The sequence below is a fragment of the Paenibacillus xylanexedens genome, from assembly GCF_007676705.1.
GTDB classification, from domain to species: Bacteria; Bacillota; Bacilli; order Paenibacillales; family Paenibacillaceae; genus Paenibacillus; species Paenibacillus xylanexedens_C.
This window is the reverse complement of the sequence record NZ_VEBF01000002.1, coordinates 1,650,555-1,673,805: the sequence shown is the minus strand read 5'-3', so window position 1 is coordinate 1,673,805 and position 23,251 is coordinate 1,650,555. Positions and strand designations below refer to the sequence as shown.

General features: G+C 45.0%; 21 protein-coding genes. 18 read left to right on the top strand and 3 right to left on the bottom strand.

Translation table 11 applies throughout. The features are described from left to right. Nucleotides 1-9: 9 nt before the first annotated feature. Nucleotides 10-582 carry a hypothetical protein gene (locus tag FS628_RS17440; RefSeq protein ID WP_145323865.1) on the top strand — a complete coding sequence of 191 codons (573 nt, stop codon included), beginning with the start codon at nt 10-12 and terminating at the stop codon, nt 580-582. 127 nt (nt 583-709) lie between these two features. Here the strand turns inward: FS628_RS17440 and FS628_RS17435 are convergent, their stop codons facing one another. Then, nucleotides 710-1,486 carry an AraC family transcriptional regulator gene (locus FS628_RS17435; protein ID WP_145323863.1) on the bottom strand — a complete coding sequence of 259 codons (777 nt, stop codon included), beginning with the start codon at nt 1,484-1,486 and terminating at the stop codon, nt 710-712. Between the two features lie 19 nt (nt 1,487-1,505). Then, the gene (locus tag FS628_RS17430; protein ID WP_145323861.1) at nt 1,506-2,087 is read right to left on the bottom strand and encodes a LysE family translocator; all 582 of its coding nucleotides are present in this window, start codon (nt 2,085-2,087) and stop codon (nt 1,506-1,508) included. Nucleotides 2,088-2,293: 206 nt separating this feature from the next. Here FS628_RS17430 and FS628_RS17425 point away from each other — a divergent pair, with 206 nt between their 5' ends. The 6 genes from FS628_RS17425 (at nt 2,294) to mmsB (ending at nt 10,689) form a co-directional block, all read left to right on the top strand. Next, on the top strand, nt 2,294-3,301 hold the full coding sequence (locus FS628_RS17425) for a substrate-binding domain-containing protein (protein WP_145323859.1): 1,008 nt from the start codon (nt 2,294-2,296) through the stop codon (nt 3,299-3,301). 91 nt (nt 3,302-3,392) lie between these two features. Then, entirely contained in the window at nt 3,393-5,264 is a 1,872-nt protein-coding gene (locus tag FS628_RS17420; RefSeq protein WP_145324228.1) for a cache domain-containing sensor histidine kinase, read from the top strand. A gap of 80 nt (nt 5,265-5,344) precedes the next feature. Next, on the top strand, nt 5,345-6,577 hold the full coding sequence (locus FS628_RS17415) for a response regulator transcription factor (RefSeq protein ID WP_440131296.1): 1,233 nt from the start codon (nt 5,345-5,347) through the stop codon (nt 6,575-6,577). A 307-nt stretch (nt 6,578-6,884) separates the two neighbouring features. Beyond that, nucleotides 6,885-7,970, top strand: a complete 1,086-nt coding sequence (gene chvE, locus FS628_RS17410) for a multiple monosaccharide ABC transporter substrate-binding protein (protein WP_145323857.1) — start codon at nt 6,885-6,887, stop codon at nt 7,968-7,970. 21 nt (nt 7,971-7,991) lie between these two features. Then, a complete protein-coding gene (gene mmsA, locus FS628_RS17405; RefSeq protein ID WP_145323855.1) occupies nt 7,992-9,557 on the top strand; it encodes a multiple monosaccharide ABC transporter ATP-binding protein in 1,566 nt (521 codons plus the stop codon). Further along, nucleotides 9,526-10,689, top strand: a complete 1,164-nt coding sequence (mmsB, locus tag FS628_RS17400; protein WP_036674453.1) for a multiple monosaccharide ABC transporter permease — start codon at nt 9,526-9,528, stop codon at nt 10,687-10,689. Before mmsA ends, mmsB begins: the two co-directional genes overlap by 32 nt. A gap of 69 nt (nt 10,690-10,758) precedes the next feature. Here the strand turns inward: mmsB and mgtE are convergent, their stop codons facing one another. Continuing rightward, nucleotides 10,759-12,129 carry a magnesium transporter gene (gene mgtE, locus FS628_RS17395; protein WP_145323853.1) on the bottom strand — a complete coding sequence of 457 codons (1,371 nt, stop codon included), beginning with the start codon at nt 12,127-12,129 and terminating at the stop codon, nt 10,759-10,761. A 189-nt stretch (nt 12,130-12,318) separates the two neighbouring features. Between mgtE and FS628_RS17390 the strand changes: the two genes are divergently transcribed. From FS628_RS17390 to FS628_RS17340, 11 genes are all read left to right on the top strand, one after another. Then, complete coding sequence (locus FS628_RS17390) at nt 12,319-13,023, top strand: DNA alkylation repair protein (protein ID WP_145323851.1); 705 nt, start codon at nt 12,319-12,321, stop codon at nt 13,021-13,023. A 36-nt stretch (nt 13,024-13,059) separates the two neighbouring features. Next, complete coding sequence (locus FS628_RS17385; RefSeq protein WP_145323849.1) at nt 13,060-13,614, top strand: methylated-DNA--[protein]-cysteine S-methyltransferase; 555 nt, start codon at nt 13,060-13,062, stop codon at nt 13,612-13,614. A 220-nt stretch (nt 13,615-13,834) separates the two neighbouring features. Beyond that, nucleotides 13,835-15,061 carry an amidohydrolase gene (locus tag FS628_RS17380; RefSeq protein WP_145324224.1) on the top strand — a complete coding sequence of 409 codons (1,227 nt, stop codon included), beginning with the start codon at nt 13,835-13,837 and terminating at the stop codon, nt 15,059-15,061. Between the two features lie 128 nt (nt 15,062-15,189). Beyond that, entirely contained in the window at nt 15,190-15,600 is a 411-nt protein-coding gene (locus tag FS628_RS17375) for a GNAT family N-acetyltransferase (RefSeq protein WP_145323847.1), read from the top strand. Between the two features lie 28 nt (nt 15,601-15,628). Beyond that, entirely contained in the window at nt 15,629-16,057 is a 429-nt protein-coding gene (locus FS628_RS17370; protein WP_186327843.1) for a GNAT family N-acetyltransferase, read from the top strand. 41 nt (nt 16,058-16,098) lie between these two features. After that, on the top strand, nt 16,099-16,836 hold the full coding sequence (locus tag FS628_RS17365; protein WP_145323843.1) for a DUF1361 domain-containing protein: 738 nt from the start codon (nt 16,099-16,101) through the stop codon (nt 16,834-16,836). Further along, nucleotides 16,833-17,309 carry a DUF6896 domain-containing protein gene (locus FS628_RS17360; RefSeq protein WP_145323841.1) on the top strand — a complete coding sequence of 159 codons (477 nt, stop codon included), beginning with the start codon at nt 16,833-16,835 and terminating at the stop codon, nt 17,307-17,309. The genes FS628_RS17365 and FS628_RS17360 overlap by 4 nt, the downstream gene beginning before the upstream one ends. A 23-nt stretch (nt 17,310-17,332) precedes the next feature. Further along, nucleotides 17,333-18,277, top strand: coding sequence for a GNAT family N-acetyltransferase (locus FS628_RS17355; RefSeq protein ID WP_145323840.1), 945 nt, complete (start codon nt 17,333-17,335; stop codon nt 18,275-18,277). Further along, nucleotides 18,274-19,005: a metallophosphoesterase family protein gene (locus tag FS628_RS17350; RefSeq protein ID WP_145323838.1), complete on the top strand. Its 732-nt coding sequence runs from the start codon at nt 18,274-18,276 to the stop codon at nt 19,003-19,005. The genes FS628_RS17355 and FS628_RS17350 overlap by 4 nt, the downstream gene beginning before the upstream one ends. Nucleotides 19,006-19,547: 542 nt before the next feature. After that, nucleotides 19,548-20,243, top strand: coding sequence for an S-layer homology domain-containing protein (locus FS628_RS17345; RefSeq protein WP_145323836.1), 696 nt, complete (start codon nt 19,548-19,550; stop codon nt 20,241-20,243). A 68-nt stretch (nt 20,244-20,311) separates the two neighbouring features. Then, complete coding sequence (locus FS628_RS17340) at nt 20,312-23,242, top strand: glycosyltransferase (protein ID WP_145323833.1); 2,931 nt, start codon at nt 20,312-20,314, stop codon at nt 23,240-23,242. The last annotated feature ends 9 nt before the right edge of the window (nt 23,243-23,251 follow it).

Sequence of the window (23,251 nt, the reverse complement as noted above, 5' to 3'; positions counted from 1 at the left end):
GTGGGCGGAATGAAACGACGGTTGATGATGTGCATGTTGGTCTTACTGTTGGTTATGTCAGGGTTAGCTCTATTTCCCGGAGAGAAAGTGTATGCTTGCAGTTGTGTCGAGAGTGATGTTCAAGAGAGATTGGAAACGTATACCACGGTATTTACAGGAAAAGTAGTGAAGAAAGGCGATTCTCAGCAATCGAAGCATGATGGCATCTTAAGAGAGTATACCTTTGATGTAGATACTGCATGGAAGGGAGTCAGTGCCAAAAAGATGAAAATTGTGGGGAAGGACGGAGGGTCTGACTCCTGTGGCATTCAATTTGAAAAGAATCAGTCCTACCTGATCTTTGCCAGTCTGGATGAACGAGACAACAGGCTGCATACGAATCTGTGCAGTGGCAATGTTCCTGTCGAACAAGCCGGAGATGATCTGAAATTACTGGGCGCGGGCAAGGTTGTAAGTAAAGAAGATTTTGGAGAAATCACCGATGGGAGAGGTGAATATTTCCAACTCATCTTATACGGCACAGTCATTCTATTGGCAGCGTTGGCAATCGTTTGGATATGGAAACGAAAGAAAAGAATCTGATTGCACAACGAAAAAAGAAGCCAATCCCCGTACAGAGCGTTAAGGTACATTAACGTTCTGTACGGGGATTTTCAGGATTGGCGACATATTTTATCTGATTGGAGTCGAGATTATCGATCCGATGGAACTAGTTCAGCTGCAACATGTATTCATAAGCCGTGATACCGAATACCCGTTTGAAATGTCGGTTCAGATGGGTCAGATCGACAAATCCGCAATCGGCAACAGCAGCATAGACGTCCTTCTGCTTTTCGATAGATTGACGGGCACGCTCAACCTTGCAGTTCAAGAAAAACTGGTAGGGGGATATGCCCGCATGTGACTTGAATTCACGGATAAATTGAAACTTGGACATGCCAAACTCGGAGCTCAGGTTGTCCAGCTTGAGCACATCTTCGGTACTGCAAAACATGATTTCCTTCGCTTTTCTAACCAGGCTGTCCTGAGGCAACCAGAGCTTGGTATCCATCTCCTTCTGAGCCAGAAGATGAACCAGATCGAAGAGCCGTTCGCTGCACTCGGCTTCGTCCTGTCTGAGTTGAACAGCGTCGTTCAGCATCAGGATGTGACGTGCAAGCTCGGGATCATAGACGATGGGGTTTACAAAACGCAATTCCTTTTTGCCTATAATCTCCTCTACCAAATCCGGCTTCAAATACAGCATCACATAGTCAATGCCAGCCTTATCATAGGAGCTTCCATCATGAGACTGTTCACGGTTGAACAACATGACACCATTTTGGTGTGAAGCCTGATATTGTCCGTCCAGGTTGTATTGTTGAATGCCGCGCAGCGTTACGCCAACCGCATACTCTTCGTGGCAATGTTTTTTGTATGCAAAATCAGTAAAGCTGGCGGATAGTGCCAGCACGTCTTGCGACTTTTTATAGTTAAACCGTTCCATGCAGCACACCTCCCAAGCTTTAGATTAATCCGGATACTATAATGGCTGAGTATAACAAAAAAAGGGCCATGAGAATACTTAGTATTTTCTGGTGGCGATTCAGTAATGTCTTGAAGACCGTACCAAACACAACCCAACTGGAATAGGCCAGAAAACCAATGAAGGTAATGAGCAGCACGAACAGGAACGAAGAAAATGAACTTTGATAAAAGGGCAATACGTAGCTTGGAATGACAGTGAAAGTAAACAAGACGACCTTTGGATTCACAAATTGCATGATGAAACCATTCCAGAATCCGGTAACTTGTTTCGGTGCATCCTCGGTGGTACCCATCTTGTAGATCTGGTACGCCAGATACACCATGTACAGGCCGCCGACAATCTGCATCACCTTCAGGATTCCGGGCAACACTCCGGCAAGAAGCTGATTAAGAAAAGCTGAAGCGGTGAGCAGCAGACCAAATGCCAGCGTAGCTCCCCATACATATTGCATCGTTTGACGTGCTCCAACATGTTGTACGGAAGAAAGAATTACGATATTGCTGGGGCCGGGGGTGAATGTAACGACGATGCAGTAGATTAAAAAAGATGCAAGATTCATAATGATGATGCTCTCCTCAGGTTGTAGTTTAGTTCCATGATCATACGTCCAGAGGGAGAAACCATATAGTACATTATTGCAGCAGGTACACGGTTAGCAACAGGAGCTTCCTTTTAAAAGATAAGGGGGAGTTTTCTTTTTGAATGATTGCGTTTACAATTTAAACGAAGTACAAGGTGATCAGACGACTTGAGGAAGTGAACAGAATGAAAAAAATGCTGCTGGTTTATATTTTGCTAATCTCAGCATTTGCGCTGTATGTATTGAGATTCGAATACACCAGCCAGGTAAACAGTTCATGGGAGGACCGGGGGCTGCGCGGCGATATCGGGGAGACGTATATCATGATTACATTCCAGTCCGGGCTGGAGTATTGGAAGAGCCCGCTCAAAGGCTTCGAAGATGCCGCGGATGCGCTTGGCGTGACCGTAGAATATCGCGGGGCTACCCGGTATGATGCGAAGGAACAGACCATGGTGATTGAGCAGGCCATCGCTCGTAAACCCGCAGGCATTGCCATATCTGCGATCGATCCCCAATCGCTAATTCCAGCGATTAACAAGGCAATCGACGCAGATGTCCCTGTTGTATTATTCGACGCGGATGCACCTGGTAGCCAGGCCTATTCTTTTCTTGGGACAGATAATTATAAGTCGGGTGTAATGGCTGCCGATAAAATGGCTGAACTGCTGGGACGTGAGGGAGAGGTCGCGGTATTAACCTTGCCTGGACAACAAAATCATGAAGAACGGACGAAGGGCTTCCGCGATACGATTGAGGAGAGATACCCCTCTATGCAGGTCGTTGAAGTTGCAGACGGACATGGTGATGCGATGGTATCCAGAGACGAAACACAGAGAATGATGAAGGAACGTCCGGAGCTGGCGGGCATTTTTGTGACTGAAGCCACCGGGGGAGCAGGAGCGGGTGAAGCCGTTCAAACTGCAGGGGACAGACATCCATTGCAGATTATTTCGTTTGATACGAATAAGGCTACATTGGATATGATCAAGAACGGTACGATCTCGGCTACGATTGCACAGGGAACCTGGAATATGGGATATTGGTCACTCCAATATTTGTTCCATCTGCATCACCAGTTAACGGTTCCTGCCCCATCCTCCTCCGGTGAAAATGCACCGCTTCCCGTGATGGTGGACACAGGGATCTCTGTGGTGACACGCTCGGATGTGGATGATTACTATGCCAAATAACAAGGAATATTTCAAGAGTCCAAGGCCTTGGAGCAGGAGAGCTATTCGCTCAACTTTCAGGAACAGGATTCGGCGTTTACGCTTGCGTAATATGCCCCTTCGCTACCAGCTGATGCTGCTTTTTCTGCTATTCGCCATTGTACCTTCCGTAGGACTCGGGTTGCTTGTGAACTGGACGGTGGAGCGGGTAGTTGAGCGGCAGGTTGAGGGGCATACCATGCAACTGATTGGCAAAGTGAATGAAGCTCTGAACAGCAAGATGGAGAATTTGCAAAACATGACGTACCTGATTGCATTTGACCCGGAAGTTGATGCTTTTATGGACGACAAAATGCCGCCGAATGATGATGCAGGCATCCAGCCGATGACCATGGACGCAAATGCCGAAACGGAGCAAAATCGGTTATATGGCATCAAGCAAACCTTGCAGGGGTTCACAACGTTGTATCCTGAAATCGCCGGAATTGTTCTCGTCAATGGAAATGGTGATTATATTAGCAACGAGATGTATCCCCGAGATGAACAGAGTCTTATCCAGGAAAGTTGGTACCAAACAGCTTCGGCCAACCCGGGCATTTTCATGGTATTGGGTCAGCCAAAAGAGCGTAATCTCACGACACATGTACGTTACAAGGATGATGAGATTGTATCGGTTGCGCGTTCCATAACGGATGAAGCGTCAGGACGTGTACGTGGAGTTATTATGATTGATCTTAAACTAAGATCTGTCTCTCAGGCTGCCCGTAATGTAACCTTGGGGAAATCTGGTTATGTCATGGTGACAGATGCAGAGGGCCAAAGTGTATACAAGCCGGAACATCCGCTAATAGAACACATTCCCACAGACTGGTTCCCCTCCGGTGAGCGTGGAACGTTTACCGCCGAAACAGAGGGTGGAGCTTTATTATTCATGTACCAGTCTTCAACGTTTACGGGGTGGAGAACGGTAGGGGTATTTCCCACAAGAGAATCGATATCCGAAGTGCGTCAAATCCAGTTTTACGTGGTTAGCTTTGTATTTGTAGTGTGTTTGTTCGGCCTGAGCGCTTCGTTATGGTTCTCGCGTTCCATTGCTCAGCCCATTTTTCGGCTCATGTCCTATATGCGCAGGGCGGAGACTGGTAATCTCAGAGCAGGACGATGGAGTGATCGCGCTGATGAGATTGGCATGCTTGGCAACAGTTATAACCGAATGCTGGCACAGATTCGACAGCTGATATCACTAAATGAATTGCGGGAGCGGCAGAAGCGCGACGCTGAAATGCGAAGTTTGCAGGAGCATATCAAACCTCACTTTTTGTACAATACCCTGGATACGATTCATTGGATGGCACGCAAAGAGGGTGCAGAAGATGTATCCGGCATGGTTAGTGCGTTATCTCGATTATTTCGCATAGGGCTTAGTAAAGGACAGGATTACATTCCGCTGCACTCCGAGATTGAGCATATGACCAGCTATCTGCAAATTCAGCAGACACGATACCGTGATCGTCTTCAGTATACATTGAATATTCCAGAGGAGCTGCGGGATCTTTTCGTGTTAAAGCTGCTGCTTCAGCCTCTGGTAGAGAATGCAATCTATCATGGAATCAAGGGCAGGCGTGGGCCGGGACACATTCGTGTGGAGGCCAGATTAGAACATAGCAGACTGCTGCTGACCGTTCAGGATGATGGAGCGGGGATGTCCAAAGAACGGCTTGCCGAGATGCAGCATCTGCTCGAAGCTCCTTTGGCAAGTCTGGAAGCGTCCTCGCCTGGTATAACAGGCAAAAGCTATGGAATGTTGAACGTGCAGGCCCGTATCCGACTGTCCTTTGGCGATGAGTACGGTATTGTGCTGGAGAGCGACGAAGGTGAAGGAACTAGTGTAACCGTCATTCATCCGTTGATGCGAGAGCTTCCGCCAACGCAGCAAGTCAATAACGAAGAGAGACAGGAGGAGAGTGAATGGAAAAATTCATAAAACCGACAGCGATGACTTTCACTGAAACAGATGATATATCCGCATCAACCAACGTAATTGAAATTTCTCCTGATAGCCATATGGCCAAGAAGTACCGCGTACTCATCGCCGATGATGAGCCTATCATTCGTGAGGGAATTCGGGATGCAATCGACTGGGAGGCTCTTGGGATGGAGGTTGCGGGTGAAGCAGAAGATGGTGAAGAAGCACTGGAACGGGCTGCTGACTTGGGTGTGGATATTGTTCTCGTCGATATGAATATGCCATTCCTGAACGGAATTGAACTAATTCGTGCTCTGCAGCAGAAGTGCCCGGGCTGTCGTTACCTGATCATTTCGGGACATGATGAATTTGCATATGCGCAGGAGGCGGTTCGTCTTGGCGTAGAAGATTACATCTTAAAGCCTGTACAAGCAGATCAATTATATGCTGCGCTTGAACGATTGCATCAGCGGCTTACTGAAGAGCATCAGAGGATGTCATATGTACAACAGGCTGCTCATCAGATTGAGCGCAATATCCCGCTGCTTCGCCAGCGATTTATGCTGGAGTGGCTGGAAGGGCAGGCTGAGGGGAGAAATCTGACCGAGCAGCTTGTGTTTTTGCGTTTGCCCACCATCCCACCTGTGCAGATTGGGATCGTGCGCTGGCCTGCCGCTGAAGCACGTCAGACGATTATGAGAGAGAATGATCGTCAATTATTTCTGTTTGCAGTGGAAAATATAATCAGTGAACTGCTGGGAGACCTGCCGCATGTCCTGTTTCGGGACGCAAGCGGATTGATTGGCATGTGTCTGTGGCAGGAAGCCCCCGAAGAAATAGAGTCCCTTCTGGAACAGCAGATCAGTTCTTGCCTGAATATTGCCATTCATGCTCATGTGGAGACACATGCGGGAACACTGGAGGAAACGCCGGATACGTACCGTCATTGTCGTGAACTGGTATACGGGGAAGTGCAGTTGTCCCCTCTGGTTCGGCGGGCAAGACAACTTATTCACGAAGAGTATACCGAGCGGGAACTCACCTTGGAATCGCTCGCTTCCCGTCTACAAGTATCAGCCGTATACCTTAGCCGTGTACTGAAGAAGGAGCTGAACGATTCCTTCGTCACGCTCGTCACACATGCTCGTATTCGAAAGGCTATACAGTTGCTGGACTCAACAACACTGCCAATTCACACCATATCCGAGCGTGTAGGTTATGACACCCAGCATTATTTCAGCACCGCGTTCAAAAAAACAATGGGCATTTCGCCTGCGCAGTATCGAAAGAACGGAGGGACGGCTCATCATCCTTCAGCGAATCGAATATAGTATTACACTTGATTATTAAGACGTGTGATGAATGAGATGGATGTGTTCTACTTCGTGTGAAGCGAAGCGGAGCATGTCCTTTTTTTGTCCTGAAATGATCCCTTACGGATTACCCTCATAATTATGTTTCCATCAAAAGTTAAATTTTTATAAAAAAGGTTCAAAACGTGCAAAGACCTTGCAGCATCTCGAATGCTACCATTGGTCTCAGATAGGAAAGGCAAGCAACAGGATGCACTACATGCATTGTAAGCGTTATCTTAAAACTCATTCAGAACCGTATGACGTGAGGAAAGGGGAACTTCATATGAAAAAAGGAGCAATGCTCATCTTATTTCTGGTGATGACTTTGATGCTCTCGGCCTGCAATCTGGCAGAGAGTGGTCCAGGCAGCAAGGAGAAGGGATATGTCGGTATCTCGATGCCAACCAAATCATCAGAGCGATGGGTAGGCGACGGGGAGAACATGGTCCGTCTGTTTCAGGAGCAGGGGTACAAAACCGATCTTCAGTATGCTGAGGATGTGGTCGAAAATCAGATTTCCCAGATTGAGAACATGATCACCAAAGGCGTGGATGTGATGGTCATCGCGTCCGTGGATGGCAACACATTAACGGATGTAATCAAGAAAGCGCATGACGAAGGGATACAAGTAATCTCGTATGACCGGCTCATTCGCAATACGCCATATCTAACCTATTACGCCACGTTCGACAATTTTAAGGTGGGTGTGCTTCAAGCCTCCTACATCGAACAAAAACTTGGACTCAAGGATGGAAAAGGACCGTATAACATTGAGCTGTTTGGTGGCTCTCCTGATGATAATAACGCCTATTTCTTCTTCGACGGTGCGATGTCTGTGCTGAAGCCGTACATCGATTCCGGCAAACTGGTGGTACGGAGCAAGCAGATGACGATGGCTCAGATTGCGACCTTGCGCTGGGACGGAGCACTGGCCCAGTCACGGATGGATAACCTGCTGAGTGCGTATTACTCGAGTGATAATCTGGATGCAGTATTATCTCCTTATGATGGAATCAGTATTGGTATCATCTCATCCTTGAAAGGGATTGGTTACGGTACTTCGAACAAACCGCTGCCCGTTATTACAGGACAGGATGCCGAACTTGCCTCGATCAAGTCCATTGTGGCCGGGGAACAGACGCAGACGGTGTTCAAGGATACACGGAAGCTAGCCGAGAAGACGGTAGAGATGGCCAATAGTATTTTGCAAGGAAAACAGGCGGAAGTCAATGATAAAACATCATATAACAACGGAATTGAGGTTGTTTCGGCGTATCTCTTGGATCCCATCTCGGTGGACCGTACAAATGTGGAGCAGGATATCGTTGGTACACAGTATTACACGAAGGAAGAAATCGGACTGAAATAATAAATGAAAGGAGCACATCCCATGGCCGGAATCATTCTGGAAATGAAAAACATCACCAAAACCTTTCCTGGCGTCAAAGCGCTGGAAAATGTCAATCTGAAAGTCCGTGAAGGCGAAATTCATTCCATATGCGGTGAAAATGGCGCAGGTAAATCTACGTTGATGAAGGTACTGAGTGGTGTATATCCACATGGCACGTATGAAGGCGACATTTTATTTCAGGGCAAAAATTGTGAGTTCAAGGATATTAAGCAGAGCGAGGATCTGGGAATCGTCATTATCCATCAGGAGCTGGCGCTGATTCCCTACCTTTCAATCGCGGAAAATATATACCTGGGTAATGAACGTGCCAGCAGAGGAATCATCGACTGGAAGGAAACTTTTGTGGGTACACGGGAGCTACTCTTGAAGGTGGGACTGAGCGAAAATCCGAACACGCTGGTATCCAGCATCGGGGTAGGCAAGCAGCAACTGGTCGAAATTGCGAAAGCGCTCTCCAAAAAGGTACGGCTGCTTATTCTGGATGAGCCAACCGCTGCGCTGAATGAGGACGACAGTGAAAATCTGCTGCAATTGATGCTGGAATTCAAGAAACAGGGCATCGCCTGTATCCTGATCTCACACAAGCTGAATGAGGTATCCAAGGTATCCGATTCGGTGACCATTTTACGGGATGGCAAGACGATTGAGACGTTGGATATGAAGAAGGAAAAAGTGACGGAGGACCGGATTATTAGCGGAATGGTAGGACGTGATCTCACCAGCCGTTATCCGGAGCGTCATGCCACCATAGGGGAAGTCATCCTTGAGGTAAAGGACTGGACGGTATATCACGAACATCATGCCGAGCGAAAAGTACTGGATCAGATCCACATGAATATCAGACGTGGTGAGATTGTAGGCATTGCCGGGCTGATGGGCGCTGGGCGTACCGAGCTTGCCATGAGTATCTTTGGTAAATCCTATGGCCGGAATATTTCGGGACAGCTCATTAAGGATGGTAAACCGATCCACAACAATACCGTCACAGAGGCTATTCAGAACGGGTTTGCTTATGTGACAGAAGACCGCAAGGAATACGGACTCATTCTGATGGATGACATCAAGCGCAATATTTCCTTAACGGGTCTGAGCAAGCTGACGCGAAATGCAGTAGTGAACGAGCGCGAAGAAGTGCTGGTAGCGGAAGAGATGAAGAAAAGCATGAATATCAAAGCACCAAGTATTTTGCAGAAGACCGGCAATCTGAGTGGGGGTAACCAGCAAAAAGTGGTGCTCAGCAAATGGATTTTTGCCGGACCGGATATTCTTATCCTGGATGAACCCACCCGCGGTATTGATGTGGGAGCGAAATTCGAAATCTATACGATCATTCATCGGCTTGCTGCTGAGGGCAAGGGCGTACTGGTAATCTCATCCGAGCTTCCGGAGGTTCTTGGCCTGTGTGACCGGATCTATGTGATGAATGCCGGGCGAATCACCGGTGAAGTCAGCCGGGAGCAAGCATCGCAGGAAACGTTGATGAGATATATGACCAAGTCTGGAGGCGGCAAGCATGGAAATGATAACAAAACTGTTCAAAAATAATATCCGTCAATACGGCATGATTATTGCCTTGGTAGTGATTATGCTCTTGTTCGAGGTACTGACAGGCGGGCTGTTGCTCAAGCCGATTAATATTACGAATCTGATCTTGCAGAACAGCTACATTTTGGTGCTGGCGATCGGAATGGTGCTGGTCATCATTACCGGGCATATTGACCTATCTGTCGGTTCCATTGCAGCCTTTGTCGGTGCCGTTGCCGCGATTATGATGGTTGATTGGCAGCTTCCGGCTTGGCTTGCGGTCATCGCTTCCTTGCTGGTTGGCGCTTTGATCGGTGCATGGCAAGGCTTCTGGATCGCCTATGTGCGAATTCCGGCATTTATCGTGACGCTGGCAGGGATGTTGCTGTTCCGCGGCTTGACGATGATCGTGCTGGAGGGGCAGTCCATCTCTCCTTTTCCGGGTGGATTCCAGAAAATAAGCTCGGGCTTCCTGGCAGACATTCAATTCTCAGGTTTCGGTCTGGTATCCATTATTGTGGGTCTTGTGCTCACCGTCTGGTACATCGTTAATGAACTGCGGGAACGCCGCTCCCAGCGAAAATATGGGTTTGAGGTCGTTTCACAGGGACTGTTTCTACTCAAGCTGATTGTGGTAGCTGTCGTGACGAATCTGTTTACGTTTGTCCTCGCAAGTTATGCGGGTATTCCGAATATCCTGGTCCTGCTGTTTGTCTTGATCGTTGTGTACTCCTTCGTGATGAATCGTACCGTCATGGGACGTCATGTGTATGCGCTTGGAGGTAATGAGAAGGCTGCTGGTCTGTCCGGAGTCAAAACGAAAAAGGTAACCTTCTGGGTGTTCGTTAACATGGGTACGCTTGCCGCAGTATCCGGTTTGATCTTCGCCGCACGTCTGAATGCGGCTACGCCAAGGGCGGGTACCAACTTCGAGTTGGATGCCATTGCGGCCTGTTTCATCGGTGGTGCTTCCGCTTCAGGGGGTATAGGTACGGTATTTGGTGCTATTATCGGTGGTTTGGTAATGGGTGTGCTGAATAACGGGATGTCCTTGATTGGTCTCGGCATAGACTGGCAGCAGGGGATTAAGGGATTGGTTTTGCTGCTGGCTGTAGCATTTGATATCTATAATAAAAATAAAAGATCGGCGTAACACTTAATAAAATGAAAAAACAGACCATGATCTCAGGATCAGGTCTGTTTTGCTGTATGCATAGCTTATTTACATCAAGGCATCGAGGAAACGTGTGGCGATGCCAAAATAGATAAACAGGGACAAGATATCATTCAATGTAGTGATTAACGGGCCAGAGGCGACAGCCGGGTCGACTTTGAAACGACTAAGTAGAAGCGGGATGCATGTACCGGTCAGTGTACCAATGACAAGAGTGAGGAACAGAGATACCCCAATAATGGCACCCAGCAGCCAGTCCCCTTGCCAGAAATAAGCAATGACGGTGATCAGTAATCCGCATACCAAGCCAATCATCGTGCCTACTTTGATCTCCCGACCAATCAGTGCGAGTACGGTGGCTTTGTCGAGCTTGCGCCCGATTAATCCACGTACCACAACAGCCAGAGACTGCGTCCCTGTGTTCCCCGTCATACCCGCAATCATCGGCATGAAGAATGCCAGTGCTACAACCTGATTCAATGTATCTTCGAAAAAATCCACGATACTTCCCGAGATTAATCCAATCAATAGTAGCAATATGAGCCAGGGAAGCCTGCGTCTGACGGCAACGAGTGGTTTGGTATCAAAGTCGATATCTTTACCGCCACCACCCATCTTGGCCAAATCTTCACTGGCTTCATCCATAATAATATCAATGACATCATCCATCTGAATGATACCGCATAGCCTGTGATTCTCATCCACTACCGGAAGCGCAATGAACTCATAACGCTGCAGAAGCTGTGCCGCTTCTTCCTGGTCCATATCCACTGTTGCATGGATTACCCGCCGGGTCATCAGTTCTTCAACCTGGGTCTTGTCGTCAGCCAAGGCAAGAGATCGATAACTCACGACACCGACCAGTTTGCCTTCATCATCGGTCACATAGAGGTAACTGGAGGGGGAGATATGCATGGTGCCTTGCGATTGCCGTAGGGCTTCCTTTGCTGTCTCGTGGGAGAGCAGGGTCCGGTACCGATCTGTCATGATGCGCCCTGCTGTCTCTGGTGGATAACTAAGCACGGATCGGATAATGGCAGAGTGATCCAGGTTCATATTGGACAGTAATTCTTCTCTGCGTTTGGCAGGCAAATCGTGCATGAATCGGATCAGATCACTTTTGTCCATCTGCTGCATGACTTCAAGTGTTCGTTCCGGCCCGAGTCGTTCAAACAGCTGAATCTGTTCGTGCAGCTTCAAGGTCTCGGCGAGATCTGCAAGGGCATCGGGTTTGAACAGGAGAAGAAACCGATTGGTTTCTTCTTCAGGGAACTTTTTATATACAAGTGATAGGTCGTAGGGATGCAGTTCTTTCACCAATTTATAGAAATCGGGCAGGTTCCGCGATTGCACATGTTGTACGAGTTGTTCGCTGATCTCTTCAACAGAGAAATCTTTCTTGGTATGAGGTCCGTTCATATTGACACTCCTTTCTAAACGGTTAGCTTCATATTTTTAAACGGAATGGGTTGGCGGTTAAACAATGAAGGGGAAAGAGAGTATCAAAAATGATATTGTAATCTTGCTCAAACATTCGATATGGGCTTACAAACAGTCGCTGCAAGGATATACTTGTTGTACAGCAACAAAAGAGGAGGACATGTGCGAGTGGAAGCAGATATCAGATCACAATTGCTCAGTCTGGCTGAGCCGGAATATCAGAAATTTTCAGCTGCGCTCATTCCCAATATCACCAATGTACTAGGTGTGAGATTGCCAGCTTTACGGAAGATTGCCAAACAGATTGCTGCCGGGGACTGGCGCACGTATCTGGAGACGGCAGACGATGAATACTTTGAAGAAGTGATGCTGCAAGCGATGGTGATTGGACATGTACAGGCCGATCTGGACGAGCTGCTGAAGGCCATTGAAGCATTTGTACCGAAGATCGACAATTGGTCGGTGTGCGACAGCTTCTGTGCAGGACTGAAATATACGAAGGTGCATTCGGAGTCAATCTGGGCATTCTTGCAGCCCTATCTGAGATCAGATCAGGAATATGAAATCCGGTTTGGCGTGGTGATGCTGTTGAATTTTTATCTGGATGAGCGATATATCGATCAGGTTCTAACTGCATTGGATCAGATCCGGCACGAGGCGTATTATGTGAAAATGGCAGTCGCCTGGGCCATCTCGATGGCTTATGTGAAACAACCTGAAGTGACCATGCGTTATCTGAAGCATAATACCCTGGATGATTTTACGTATAATAAGGCACTTCAGAAAATCACGGAATCTTATCGCGTGGATCTGGAGAACAAGCAGATCATCCGCAGTATGAAACGAAAGGTGAAGAAGCGGGCTACATCCTAGCATTAAGCATTCCACCGGGGAGAGGGCGATAAACGGATGAGAAAAAAGTTGATGTACACCACGATGCAGTTGGACGGTCGTCCATGGGTGCTGCTCGCTACGGAACAAGGATTGTGCCGAGTGGTCATGCCCAATGAAACGATGGAGGACTGGAGCGGCTGGATACAAAAAGTTGCACCTGGTGTGGAACTGGAAGAGAACGAGGATGCTCTGAAACGAACAGGTATGATGGACTGGCTGCAGTCCTATTTTGCAGGAGAACCCATGGCTTATACAGATGCAGTCCCACTGGACTTGATCGGAACGAACTTCCAGCAGGAGGTATGGAGAGAGCTAGGGCGTGTGCCTTACGGTGAAATTCGGACCTATGGTGACATCGCCACTGCGATTGGAAGACCTTCGGCTGTGCGAGCAGTTGGTGCTGCAAATGGAGCCAATCCGATTCCGGTTCTGTTACCATGCCACCGTATTATCGGGGCGAATCGCAAGCTGACCGGATTCCGTGGAGGCCTGGAGATGAAGCGCAGACTACTGGATATCGAACGGATTGAAGGTGTGACCGATGGAGGGCATGCTCGATTTCATTTTTAATAGACTCGCGTAATCAAGAAGATTAAGGTGATTGGACAGGGCAGGCACTTTATTGTGCCTGTTTTTTTGCATGTATTAATGTAGCGTAATACAAACGTTCCGCATATGGAACACCAACGTTTTACGTATTTTTGCCTTGTGAAACCGTATGGTACCATGGATCATAGATTAATCGGTATCCGGGGGACGTAATGCCGGGTAAGAAAAGAGGGATGATATGATGAAGCAGGCTTATTGGTTAACAAACGTGACTGTGGAGCGGGGGTATGTTCGGGAGGGAGAACAGGTGACGGGGACACGGACAAGCCTTGGTCATCTGCGGATTGAAGATGGAGTGATCGCGGAGATTGTGGAAGGAAACAACCGGCTGTCTAGCGATCTACCACAAGTAGATGGCAAGGGACTTCTGCTGTTGCCTTCGTTCGAGGAGGCACATATTCATCTGGATAAAACCTACTACGATGGGCCATGGACAGCCGTTAAACGTATCTCCAGTATTTTCGAACGTATTGAAGAAGAGAAGGTTCTGTTGCCCAAGTTGTTACCAGATGCCAAGCGTCAAGCGGAGAGTATTCTGACCTTGATCCAGGGATACGGCTCCACTCATGTACGTAGTCATTGTAATATAGAACCTGTCAGTGGATTGAAAAGACTGGAAGCGACAAGGCAGGCTCTGGATTCATTTTCGGGTAAAACCTCTTCGGAGATCGTGGCTTTTCCGCAGCATGGACTGCTTCGCTCGAATTCAGTTGAGCTTATGGGCCAAGCTATGCAGGAAGGTGCAACGCATGTGGGCGGACTTGATCCTCATACGGTGGATGAACAGATTGAGAAATCACTGAACGCCATGGTTGAACTGGCTGTTCAGCACCAGGCGGGTATAGACATACATCTGCATGATGGAGGGCAGGCTGGCAAACAAACGCTGCTGGAACTCGCGAATCTGACCGAAGCAGCAGGGCTTCAGGGTAAAGTTACGGTAAGTCATGCGTTCTGGTTCGCCCGCGCGGAGCAGCAGGAAGCAGAAGATATGGCGCAGCGAATGGCCTCGCTTGGGATGAGCATTGCTTCCACGGTGCCCATGGGCAGAACGATGATGCCTCTTCCCATGCTCCACCGTATAGGCGTGAACGTGAAGCTGGCAACAGACAGCCTGACGGATCATTGGTCTCCTTTTGGCAATGGAGATCTGTTAGAGAAAGCAGGACGCTTCGCAGAACTGTACGGATATAGTGACGAATGGTCCTTGTCTCAATCTTTGGCATGGGTAACAGGTGGTATCACACCGCTGGATTCACAAGGGCAGCAGGTATGGCCGAAGGTAGGAGATACCGCGAACTTTGTATTGGTGCATGCGAGTTGTTCAGCGGAAGCCGTTGCGAGACGATCTGCGCGGCAGGCCGTATGGTACAAGGGGCAAATGGTCAGCGGATCGACATCGGATTGAGGAAAGTAGAGAGGCTGTAGCCACGGGAAACCGTGGTTTTTTTGCATGGGAGAAAAAGAGGAAAGAACTGTTCGCATATACCACATTTTGGGTTATGATGGACGTAGTTAATGAAGGGAGTAATACAAATGAAGATTGAATATGCAACGGAAGCTGACTACGACTATATCATTGAAAGAGATCGGCATATCCATCAGCCACTTGTGAAAACGAAGATGAGTGAGAAAGAAATATTCATCCTATGGGACGAGGAAGAGGGATCAAGAGTTGGATGGATGAGGTACGGTTACTTTTGGGACAACCTTCCCTTCATGAATATGATCTGGATTGATGAACCCTATCGAAACGGCGGATATGGCAAAAAAGTCGTGCATCACTGGGAAAATTTAATGAAGCAACAAGGCTTTGATACAGTGATGACTTCAACGCAATCAGACGAACATGCCCAACATTTCTATCGAAAGCTGGGGTATGTTGATGCAGGGGCTCTGTTGCTGGATACACAGCCTTTGGAGATTATATTGATCAAGAAAATCTAGTGGATAAACCTCAAGGAGGGGAAGCTTGATGATAAGAGAGGCAGAAGCTAGAGATGCAGCGGTTATCGAAAGACTGTATAAAGAATTATTGCCGAACAACTTAAACACGAAGGTACTGGCAGAACGGATTGAAGAGGTTCGGAATAACCCAAACAGTTTCTTGTTTGTGTATGAAATGGGTGATCAGGTGATCGGCACGGCTCATTTACATATTTGTCTGGATGCTTTGGTGGAAAATAGACCATTCGGCGTAGTTGAGCGGGTTATCATTACGGAACATGTGCAGAGCAAGGGATATGGATCTGAATTGATGAAACATATAGAGCATGTATGTGTGCAGAAAAATTGTGTAAAGGTGTTTCTAACGAGCGGATCATCCAGACATGAAGCACATCACTTTTATACGAAATTGGGGTACAACGGAGAATCCAGCAAGGCATTTAAAAAGTATTTATAACTTATGACATTCATCAAGGAAAAGGAAGTAGAAGCAAAGAAATGAAAGATAACAAACATCCGGTTCAAGATCTCCGACTTATCGGTACATTGCTCGTGGCTACTCTTTGTTGTCTAGGTGTTGTGATGTATTTACGTGCCCAAACAGATAGGAATATGTATCGATTTTTAAGTTGGGACATGTTCCTGGCATGGGTACCATTCATCATCTCATCCTGCATTAGATACATATTCAATAAGAAATTAACCACAACGAGCATGATATGTATGGGGCTGATGTGTGGAGTATGGCTCTTTTTTCTGCCCAATGCGGCCTACCTTTTTACGGAGATTCTGCATTCATTCAGATATTTTGATGCTCAAGGGGAGGTTAGATTTTGGGTTAATATTGATTTTTGGTATGGACTCACCCTGACGTTTGCCGTAGCGATCATTGGATTGCTGCTCTCGACTTGTTCGATCATTCAAATCCACTGCATGTTAAACAAATTAGTAAATAAGTACATTAGTATGATGGTTGTTGGTGTTATTTTGCTATTGAGCAGTATAGGGGTCTACATTGGTAGATTTAATCGGTGGAATTCGTGGGATGTATTATCCCGACCTGGGAAGATCTTCGTGGATCTTGTGAATGATTTTAATGCAACGAACAGCATAATGGTTGAGTTTGTCGCCATTGTATTTGCGGTTCAACTTTTTGGATACGTTATTTTATCTTTGCTAACCTCAAGGTCTAGCAGTTCATCTTCATTTGAAAGGGCAAAGGATCTGAAATTATGAAGGCGATAACGCAGGAAATTACGGAAGAATTGTTGGCTGTGATGGATATGTACCAAAGAATCGCGCGGCAATTGATCGACCAATTGATATTGGAAACCGATCAGCCTGATCGGACGGCAATTCTCGCAGGTGCGTACCATCTGCTGATCAATGCGGATGTAATCCACGGAGAAGAAGAATTAACGGGAAACTGGTATTTTGATGTTCACGGCGAGCACTGTATGTTCAAGAATACAGAAACAGGGCAGACATTAGAGGTTTTCCTTGGTAGTCCAGCGGATGTGGGCAACATGGATCCCTACTTTTTTTACAATTTTATAAAAACAACGCCAGAGCTTGCATACCTGACTTCGTATTTCGAGAATCCGTTTAAGGACATGTTGGATTTCTTCGAACGTATGGAGGCACAGCATGTGTTAATTCATGTTCACGGGGTGGCGTATAGAAAAATGATTTGCTTGCTTGCCATTTAATTAAAACTGAGGAGGAATTACGTATGGGTTTAACTGAGTGGTCTACAGATATTCTTCAATATGATCTGTCGGATGAATATTCGATTCGCAAAGCTGATTTTGCCGAATGGGGATTATATTGCACGGTTTATTATGATATGCGTTATGTCGGATTTTTCAGGGAAGAAGAGTTCAGTTCTTCCAAGATCAGTGCGTACTGGATTTACAAAGGGGAAAGCAAAATAGGTGGCGTGAGAATGGAGCCTAACCGGATGTATCATTTGTTTTTTATCCCGCCATTCCAGCAGTGCTTTGAGGTATTGAAGCTTCTGAAGCATAAATTATTACAGTGGTCGGATCGCACGAAACGCATTCTGACCTTTGAGATTCTTCCAGACCAAGTCGATCTATACGCAAGAGCAGGATTCTGGCCAGTGGAGTTTAGATGTCGCTGGATGCAGCGGCCTACAGATCATTTTGAGATCGAGTGGGACAGCAGGGTAACTGTAAAGAGTCTGGAAATTATCGAAGATGAAGCGGGTACTCGAAAGTATGTGAATGAGGCTGAGATTGCTCAATGTGATCTGGATAGTTTTGCAGGAAGTCTTGAAGCTACACGAAGAAAACATACAACGCTTACAGATTTCATACCAAGCGATGACCCTAATTATACCAATGAAATTCTGACCCAAGCGTCCACGCTTGTATATGACAAGGAAACGGGACAGCTTATTGCCAACTGTCGTCTTTGTCTGCAAGATAATCAGGCTGCCGTATATAGCATAGGTGTTCGCCCGGCATATAGAGGAAGAGGGCTTGCTACACAGATGTTACAGAGAGCATTGAATGCGCTTAAGGGTGAGTATCCCGTTCTGCGATTGTATGTGATGCAGGGCAATGATGCCGAGTCCGTATATCTGAATATGGGATTTATTCCGGGCGTACAGGAGATTCAGACAATGTATATTCCAGAGGAGGAATCACAATGAAGGTTGCCATCTTAACCGATATTCATGGGAATGTTCCTGCGCTTCAAGCGGTATTGGCTGATATCGATTCCAGAGTGGATGTTGAGCATACATTTTGTTTGGGGGATATGATCGGTATTGGCCCTTACTCCAATGAAGTGATTGAGATGTTATACAGCCGTGAAAATATGATAGCGATCTCAGGGAATCACGAAGAGGCCGTATTGAGTTTGCTTCAAAATAAGGGTCCATTAGAAGGGCACAAAGGCATGGCCGAGCATCACGAATGGATTGGTCAGCATTTGAGTGCAGAATCGATCAAGAGAATACAAGCTCTACCAAAATTCGTTGAAAAAGAGGTAGAAGGACATCAGTTCCTTTTGACTCACTATCATATGAACAACGACAAGCTGGATGTTATCGATAAAGAATCATCCGGAACCAAATTGGATGCAAGGTATCAGGATACGAACTATGATTTGGTTTGTTTTGGTCATCATCACATTCTTCATTATTATAAGACAGATCAACGAATTTATCTGAATCCGGGCGCTTTAGGCTGTAACGATCTTTCCATTGCCAGATATGGGATCGTAGATCTCCAAGAGGGCAAACTGGATGTGAAATTCATTGGCGTTCCATATGACAATAGGGAGTATCTGAAATCGTATGAACGATTGAACGTTCCAGATCGGGCTTTTATTTTGAAGGCATTCCATGGAAATCAGTTGGAAAAGGAATCTGGATGAGAGTGGCGATCTAGGTCGCGTTCTCTTGTTCAGGAAGGGAGTGAATTACTTATGACTCGTGTACCATTTCAAATATAGTGTTTCCTTATACTATTACTATAATAGTTGAAGCGTTTGGAAGATAGTGACCAGTAATTAATTCTGTATCTCTCCATTTGCAGAAACGACTGTAGGCCGTTCTCCACGAACCATAACGTTCTTATGGTAGGTCACGCCAAGCAGAACAACCATTGTTCATCGCTTAGTTAATACCGTCTTTGAATCATGACTCATGCTCCAATCGTTTTTTCTCAAATCATATCACATGGCAAACCTTTTAGTTCTCAGACACGTCCTAGTTTGCTGCACGTTCATTTCAGAGCCGTTCACGATTCTTTTACAGAGAAAATGTAGCACTTGACTTGATAAATCATTTTCTTTTTAAAATATGGAAATAAATATATTTTTATAATCTTAATTTACAGGAATTAATTGGATTAGTATGATAATATGTTGAAGGTGTTTCAATAAGCATACATAGTAAATACTAGGAGGATGGCATTTTGGAAAGAAAAAAGGATAAAATCACTAAATATGTACTATCATCAACTCTTTTGGCGACTTCTCTCGCCGGGCAAGCATCTGTATATGCTGCAGATGAGAAAGTAACACCTGATGCAACTCAGGCTATAGTTAAGGAACTCATGGAGAAGGGTGTTTTAACAGGTAACCAAAATGGAGATATGAATCTGGATGGCAAACTGACACGGATTCAGGTAGCAGCGATTTTAGCTAGATCTTTAAATCTTAAATTGGCGGATAACCCCAGCGTTAATTTCAAGGATGTAAGTACTGATAGTTGGGGATTGAAGTATATCGATGCTCTGGAAAAACTAGGAGTAATTACAGGTTCTGCTGGTAAGTTCAGACCAAATGATGTAATTACCAAAGAAGAACTTGCAGTAATTTTGGTTCGTGTTACTCAAACAAGCATTATTGGTAAAGGAGACAATCTGACGATCTCGGATAAAGATAGTGTCAGCGCTTGGGCAAAACCATACGTTCAAGCAGCAATCGATGCTAAATTGCTGTCTTCAGATAATGGTCAATTCAACCCGAAAAATCAGGTGACTCGTAAAGAAGTAGCAATAGTTACAGATAGTTTCATTAAAAATGAAAAATATGAAACTTTCAAACAAGCGGCTAATAATTTACTCGACAAAGGTGAAAAAATCTCCAATAGTGACCCGTCTATTTAATTTAATCCACCCCAAAGTTGCTACAACATGTAGTGACTTTGGGGTGTCCTGAAATTTAGGGGGAACAGATGTTTATTTCTGCGTGTATACTTACGAAAAATAACGAAGATACAATAGGCTTAGCTATAAGTAGTTTGAAAAATCATGTAGACAGAGTAATTGTCGTAGATACAGGATCAGATGACTCTACGGTTTTAATTGCTTCAGAGTTGGGAGCAGAGATTCATTCATTTTCTTGGTGTGACGATTTTTCGAAGGCGAGAAATTTTTGTCTTGAAATCGTTCAAAATGACAACTGGGTCTTGTGGTTGGACTCCGATGAAGCGTTTGTTTGGTCAAATGAAGTTAGTTTTAGAGACTGGTTACAGAAAAAAAACTTTAATCATACCGATGTGCTTATGCTTGAAGTAAGACATATAAGAACTGGAGAGCCCAAGGAACTGATCGCTCTTACACATGCGGAAAGATTGTTTACCCCTAAATTTTTTCGATACACAGGAATCGTTCATGAGACTTTAAGTGATTCTTCTACTAGTGATTTTCAGAAAACAATTCAAAGCTGTCCATTTGCTTGGATAATACATTCTGGATACTCCCCCGAATTTCAAGAACACAAGCATCGAAGAAACATGGAACTTTTAACTAAGGAATTAACGGTGACCCCCTCTAACCCATTAACTTTCAGATACATAGCCAATGAGGCTTACAATTGTGGTGATTACAATGAGAGTCTCCTGAACGCTGTGAAAGCCTTGGAGAATATACCATTGACTGGAAGATATAGTAGGGCGCAATCTTATTATTATAGCATCATGTCCAATGTACAACTGGAAAAAATCGATGCGGCTCAATCACTGATACAGCGTTCTGTGGCAGAATTACCTTATTACTCAGATCCATATTGCATCGCTGGGGAATTATGCTTTAGTCAATCGCTTTGGGAAGAATCGCTAAGATGGTTTGATGCATGGTTTGATTCATTAAGGAAGGAAAATGGATTCTTTCCTGATTATTTCATATCCTCAAGGAAACAAATTTATAATCGAAGACAAGAATCATATAAAAATTTACATGGGAACATTTCAATGAAAGAGGTAAAAGAGATGAATCTGGCAATTCTGGTTACTTATCCTGATCTTGAATCTGATTGGGAAGAGTTAGTCCTTCACATTAAAGAGAACTTAAAAGATATAAACTACAATATTGGAGTATGGTGTGACAAGAACTTTCCAGTTGAGCAACAGCTTAAAATATTGTGGAAAAAAAATAAAATACAACCTATTTATGAAGCAGATTGGCAAAAAGCAGCTCTCAGTTTCACAAAGCAAAATAAAACCGATTACCTATGGAAATGGGAAGCTAACGAACGTTTAACTTCAGAATTTGGTGTGGACACGTTCACTAATTTTATTAATCATTTCCAAAATGAAATTGTTATTAACAGATTTTCTGAACGGGTGGGCTATTCGTGGCATGAAACACGGATTTGGGATGTACGACATGCAGCATATAATGATTCCAAGATGGAAATTAACTACTTGAACAGTGGTGATAACTATCAAGAGAACATGATTACGTTAGAAAAACCTCTTATGGTTCCGAATGAGCGACAGAAGGATCATATGAAGAGAATCTCATTTTTTCCAGAGTTCAATAAGATGTTAACGAATTTTGGGTGTCAGAGATATGAAGAAGTAATTAAACAATCGACTTCGATTGAAGATACCTTCTGGCAAACATCTCAATTTTTCAAAGCACTTGCTTATATTTGCCTCGAGAAAATTGACGAAGCAGCTAATATTGTTTATGACATGATAGATAGTGATTTAACTGACAAAGATATTTTTGATTTTATTTACGTACACAGCAAGCTTGCACAGAATGTAACTGTTGATGAAATGAAAAACGAGTCCATACAATTATTGAACGAAGTGCTTGAAGCAAATCCAATTATTGAAACAAAGCACCTGAAAATTCTGGAGACTCACTGGTGGGCGCAGATCGGAGAGTTACAGTGGCAACTAGGGGATGCGGATCAAGCTATTAGAAGTATGCGTCAAAGTCTGGAAGTATCTTCATATAAAAATTTGGAATGTGCTTTTCGTTTAGTTGAGATCATTCAGGCTCAATACAAAGATGAGGGTGTAGATAAGGTAATACGTACCATACTGAGTATATTCCAGGATTCACCTAATGGTAAATCAATTTTGGGTCTGATGTTTGAACATTTGAATCTACAAGATTGGGCTTTATTGTTTAAGAGGGAGGATATTACAGCTGATCTGGAAATCTCCGCTGTAGAAAAAGATAACTTGGTGAGTATCATTCTACCTGTCTACAATGATACCCAATATTTGTCTGAGAGTATTAGAAGTATCCTCGCGCAAAGTTATGTTAATTTGGAATTAATCATTATTGATGATGGTTCAACCGTTGATATCAAGCAATATGTGGATAGATACAAATTTGATAGTAGAATTAAATATTTTAGAACCAAGGAAAATTCGGGGATTCCTAGTGCATTGAATTTTGGGATTACTAAAGCTACAGGGTCCATTATGGCCTGGACATCAGCCGACAATTTTACTCACTCCAAATGGATAGAGAAAATGGTTTTGAAACTGGAAAGTGACCCAACAGCGGTAGCTGCATATTCATCATATTATCATGTGGATGAAGACGGGATTATCATAGGTACAAAAAAAGAACTCAACTACAAACTTAATGGATTACAGAACAGTGGACCTTCATTTTTTTGGAGAACGAACATATTGCGTAAATCGGGAGCATTTGACGAATCATTATTTGGAATAGAGGATAGAGATTTTGCCATTCGGATTGCACTGCAAGGTAAGATCGTTTATCATTCGGAACCTCTCTATTACTATCGGATTCATGAAAAATCACTTTCGTCAAAAATTGAGTTGGGCAGTCATGGTGGTTGGAATGAGTTGCATGGGAAATTGAAGAAAAAATGGATGTATTTAAGTTTTGTTTAACCAGGGGGT

Bases quoted from the DNA above. Each gene is read 5' to 3' on its own strand.
- FS628_RS17355 (WP_145323840.1), top strand. From the start codon at position 17,333: ATGGGTTTAACTGAGTGGTCTACAGATATTCTTCAATATGATCTGTCG.
- mmsA (WP_145323855.1), top strand. From the start codon at position 7,992: ATGGCCGGAATCATTCTGGAAATGAAAAACATCACCAAAACCTTTCCT.
- FS628_RS17360 (WP_145323841.1), top strand. From the start codon at position 16,833: ATGAAGGCGATAACGCAGGAAATTACGGAAGAATTGTTGGCTGTGATG.
- FS628_RS17380 (WP_145324224.1), top strand. From the start codon at position 13,835: ATGAAGCAGGCTTATTGGTTAACAAACGTGACTGTGGAGCGGGGGTAT.
- FS628_RS17415 (WP_440131296.1), top strand. From the start codon at position 5,345: ATGGCCAAGAAGTACCGCGTACTCATCGCCGATGATGAGCCTATCATT.
- FS628_RS17420 (WP_145324228.1), top strand. From the start codon at position 3,393: ATGCCCCTTCGCTACCAGCTGATGCTGCTTTTTCTGCTATTCGCCATT.
- FS628_RS17435 (WP_145323863.1), bottom strand. From the start codon at position 1,486: ATGGAACGGTTTAACTATAAAAAGTCGCAAGACGTGCTGGCACTATCC.
- FS628_RS17340 (WP_145323833.1), top strand. From the start codon at position 20,312: ATGTTTATTTCTGCGTGTATACTTACGAAAAATAACGAAGATACAATA.
- mgtE (WP_145323853.1), bottom strand. From the start codon at position 12,129: ATGAACGGACCTCATACCAAGAAAGATTTCTCTGTTGAAGAGATCAGC.
- FS628_RS17440 (WP_145323865.1), top strand. From the start codon at position 10: ATGAAACGACGGTTGATGATGTGCATGTTGGTCTTACTGTTGGTTATG.
- FS628_RS17350 (WP_145323838.1), top strand. From the start codon at position 18,274: ATGAAGGTTGCCATCTTAACCGATATTCATGGGAATGTTCCTGCGCTT.
- mmsB (WP_036674453.1), top strand. From the start codon at position 9,526: ATGGAAATGATAACAAAACTGTTCAAAAATAATATCCGTCAATACGGC.
- FS628_RS17375 (WP_145323847.1), top strand. From the start codon at position 15,190: ATGAAGATTGAATATGCAACGGAAGCTGACTACGACTATATCATTGAA.
- FS628_RS17365 (WP_145323843.1), top strand. From the start codon at position 16,099: ATGAAAGATAACAAACATCCGGTTCAAGATCTCCGACTTATCGGTACA.
- FS628_RS17425 (WP_145323859.1), top strand. From the start codon at position 2,294: ATGAAAAAAATGCTGCTGGTTTATATTTTGCTAATCTCAGCATTTGCG.
- FS628_RS17385 (WP_145323849.1), top strand. From the start codon at position 13,060: ATGAGAAAAAAGTTGATGTACACCACGATGCAGTTGGACGGTCGTCCA.
- FS628_RS17370 (WP_186327843.1), top strand. From the start codon at position 15,629: ATGATAAGAGAGGCAGAAGCTAGAGATGCAGCGGTTATCGAAAGACTG.
- FS628_RS17430 (WP_145323861.1), bottom strand. From the start codon at position 2,087: ATGAATCTTGCATCTTTTTTAATCTACTGCATCGTCGTTACATTCACC.
- chvE (WP_145323857.1), top strand. From the start codon at position 6,885: ATGAAAAAAGGAGCAATGCTCATCTTATTTCTGGTGATGACTTTGATG.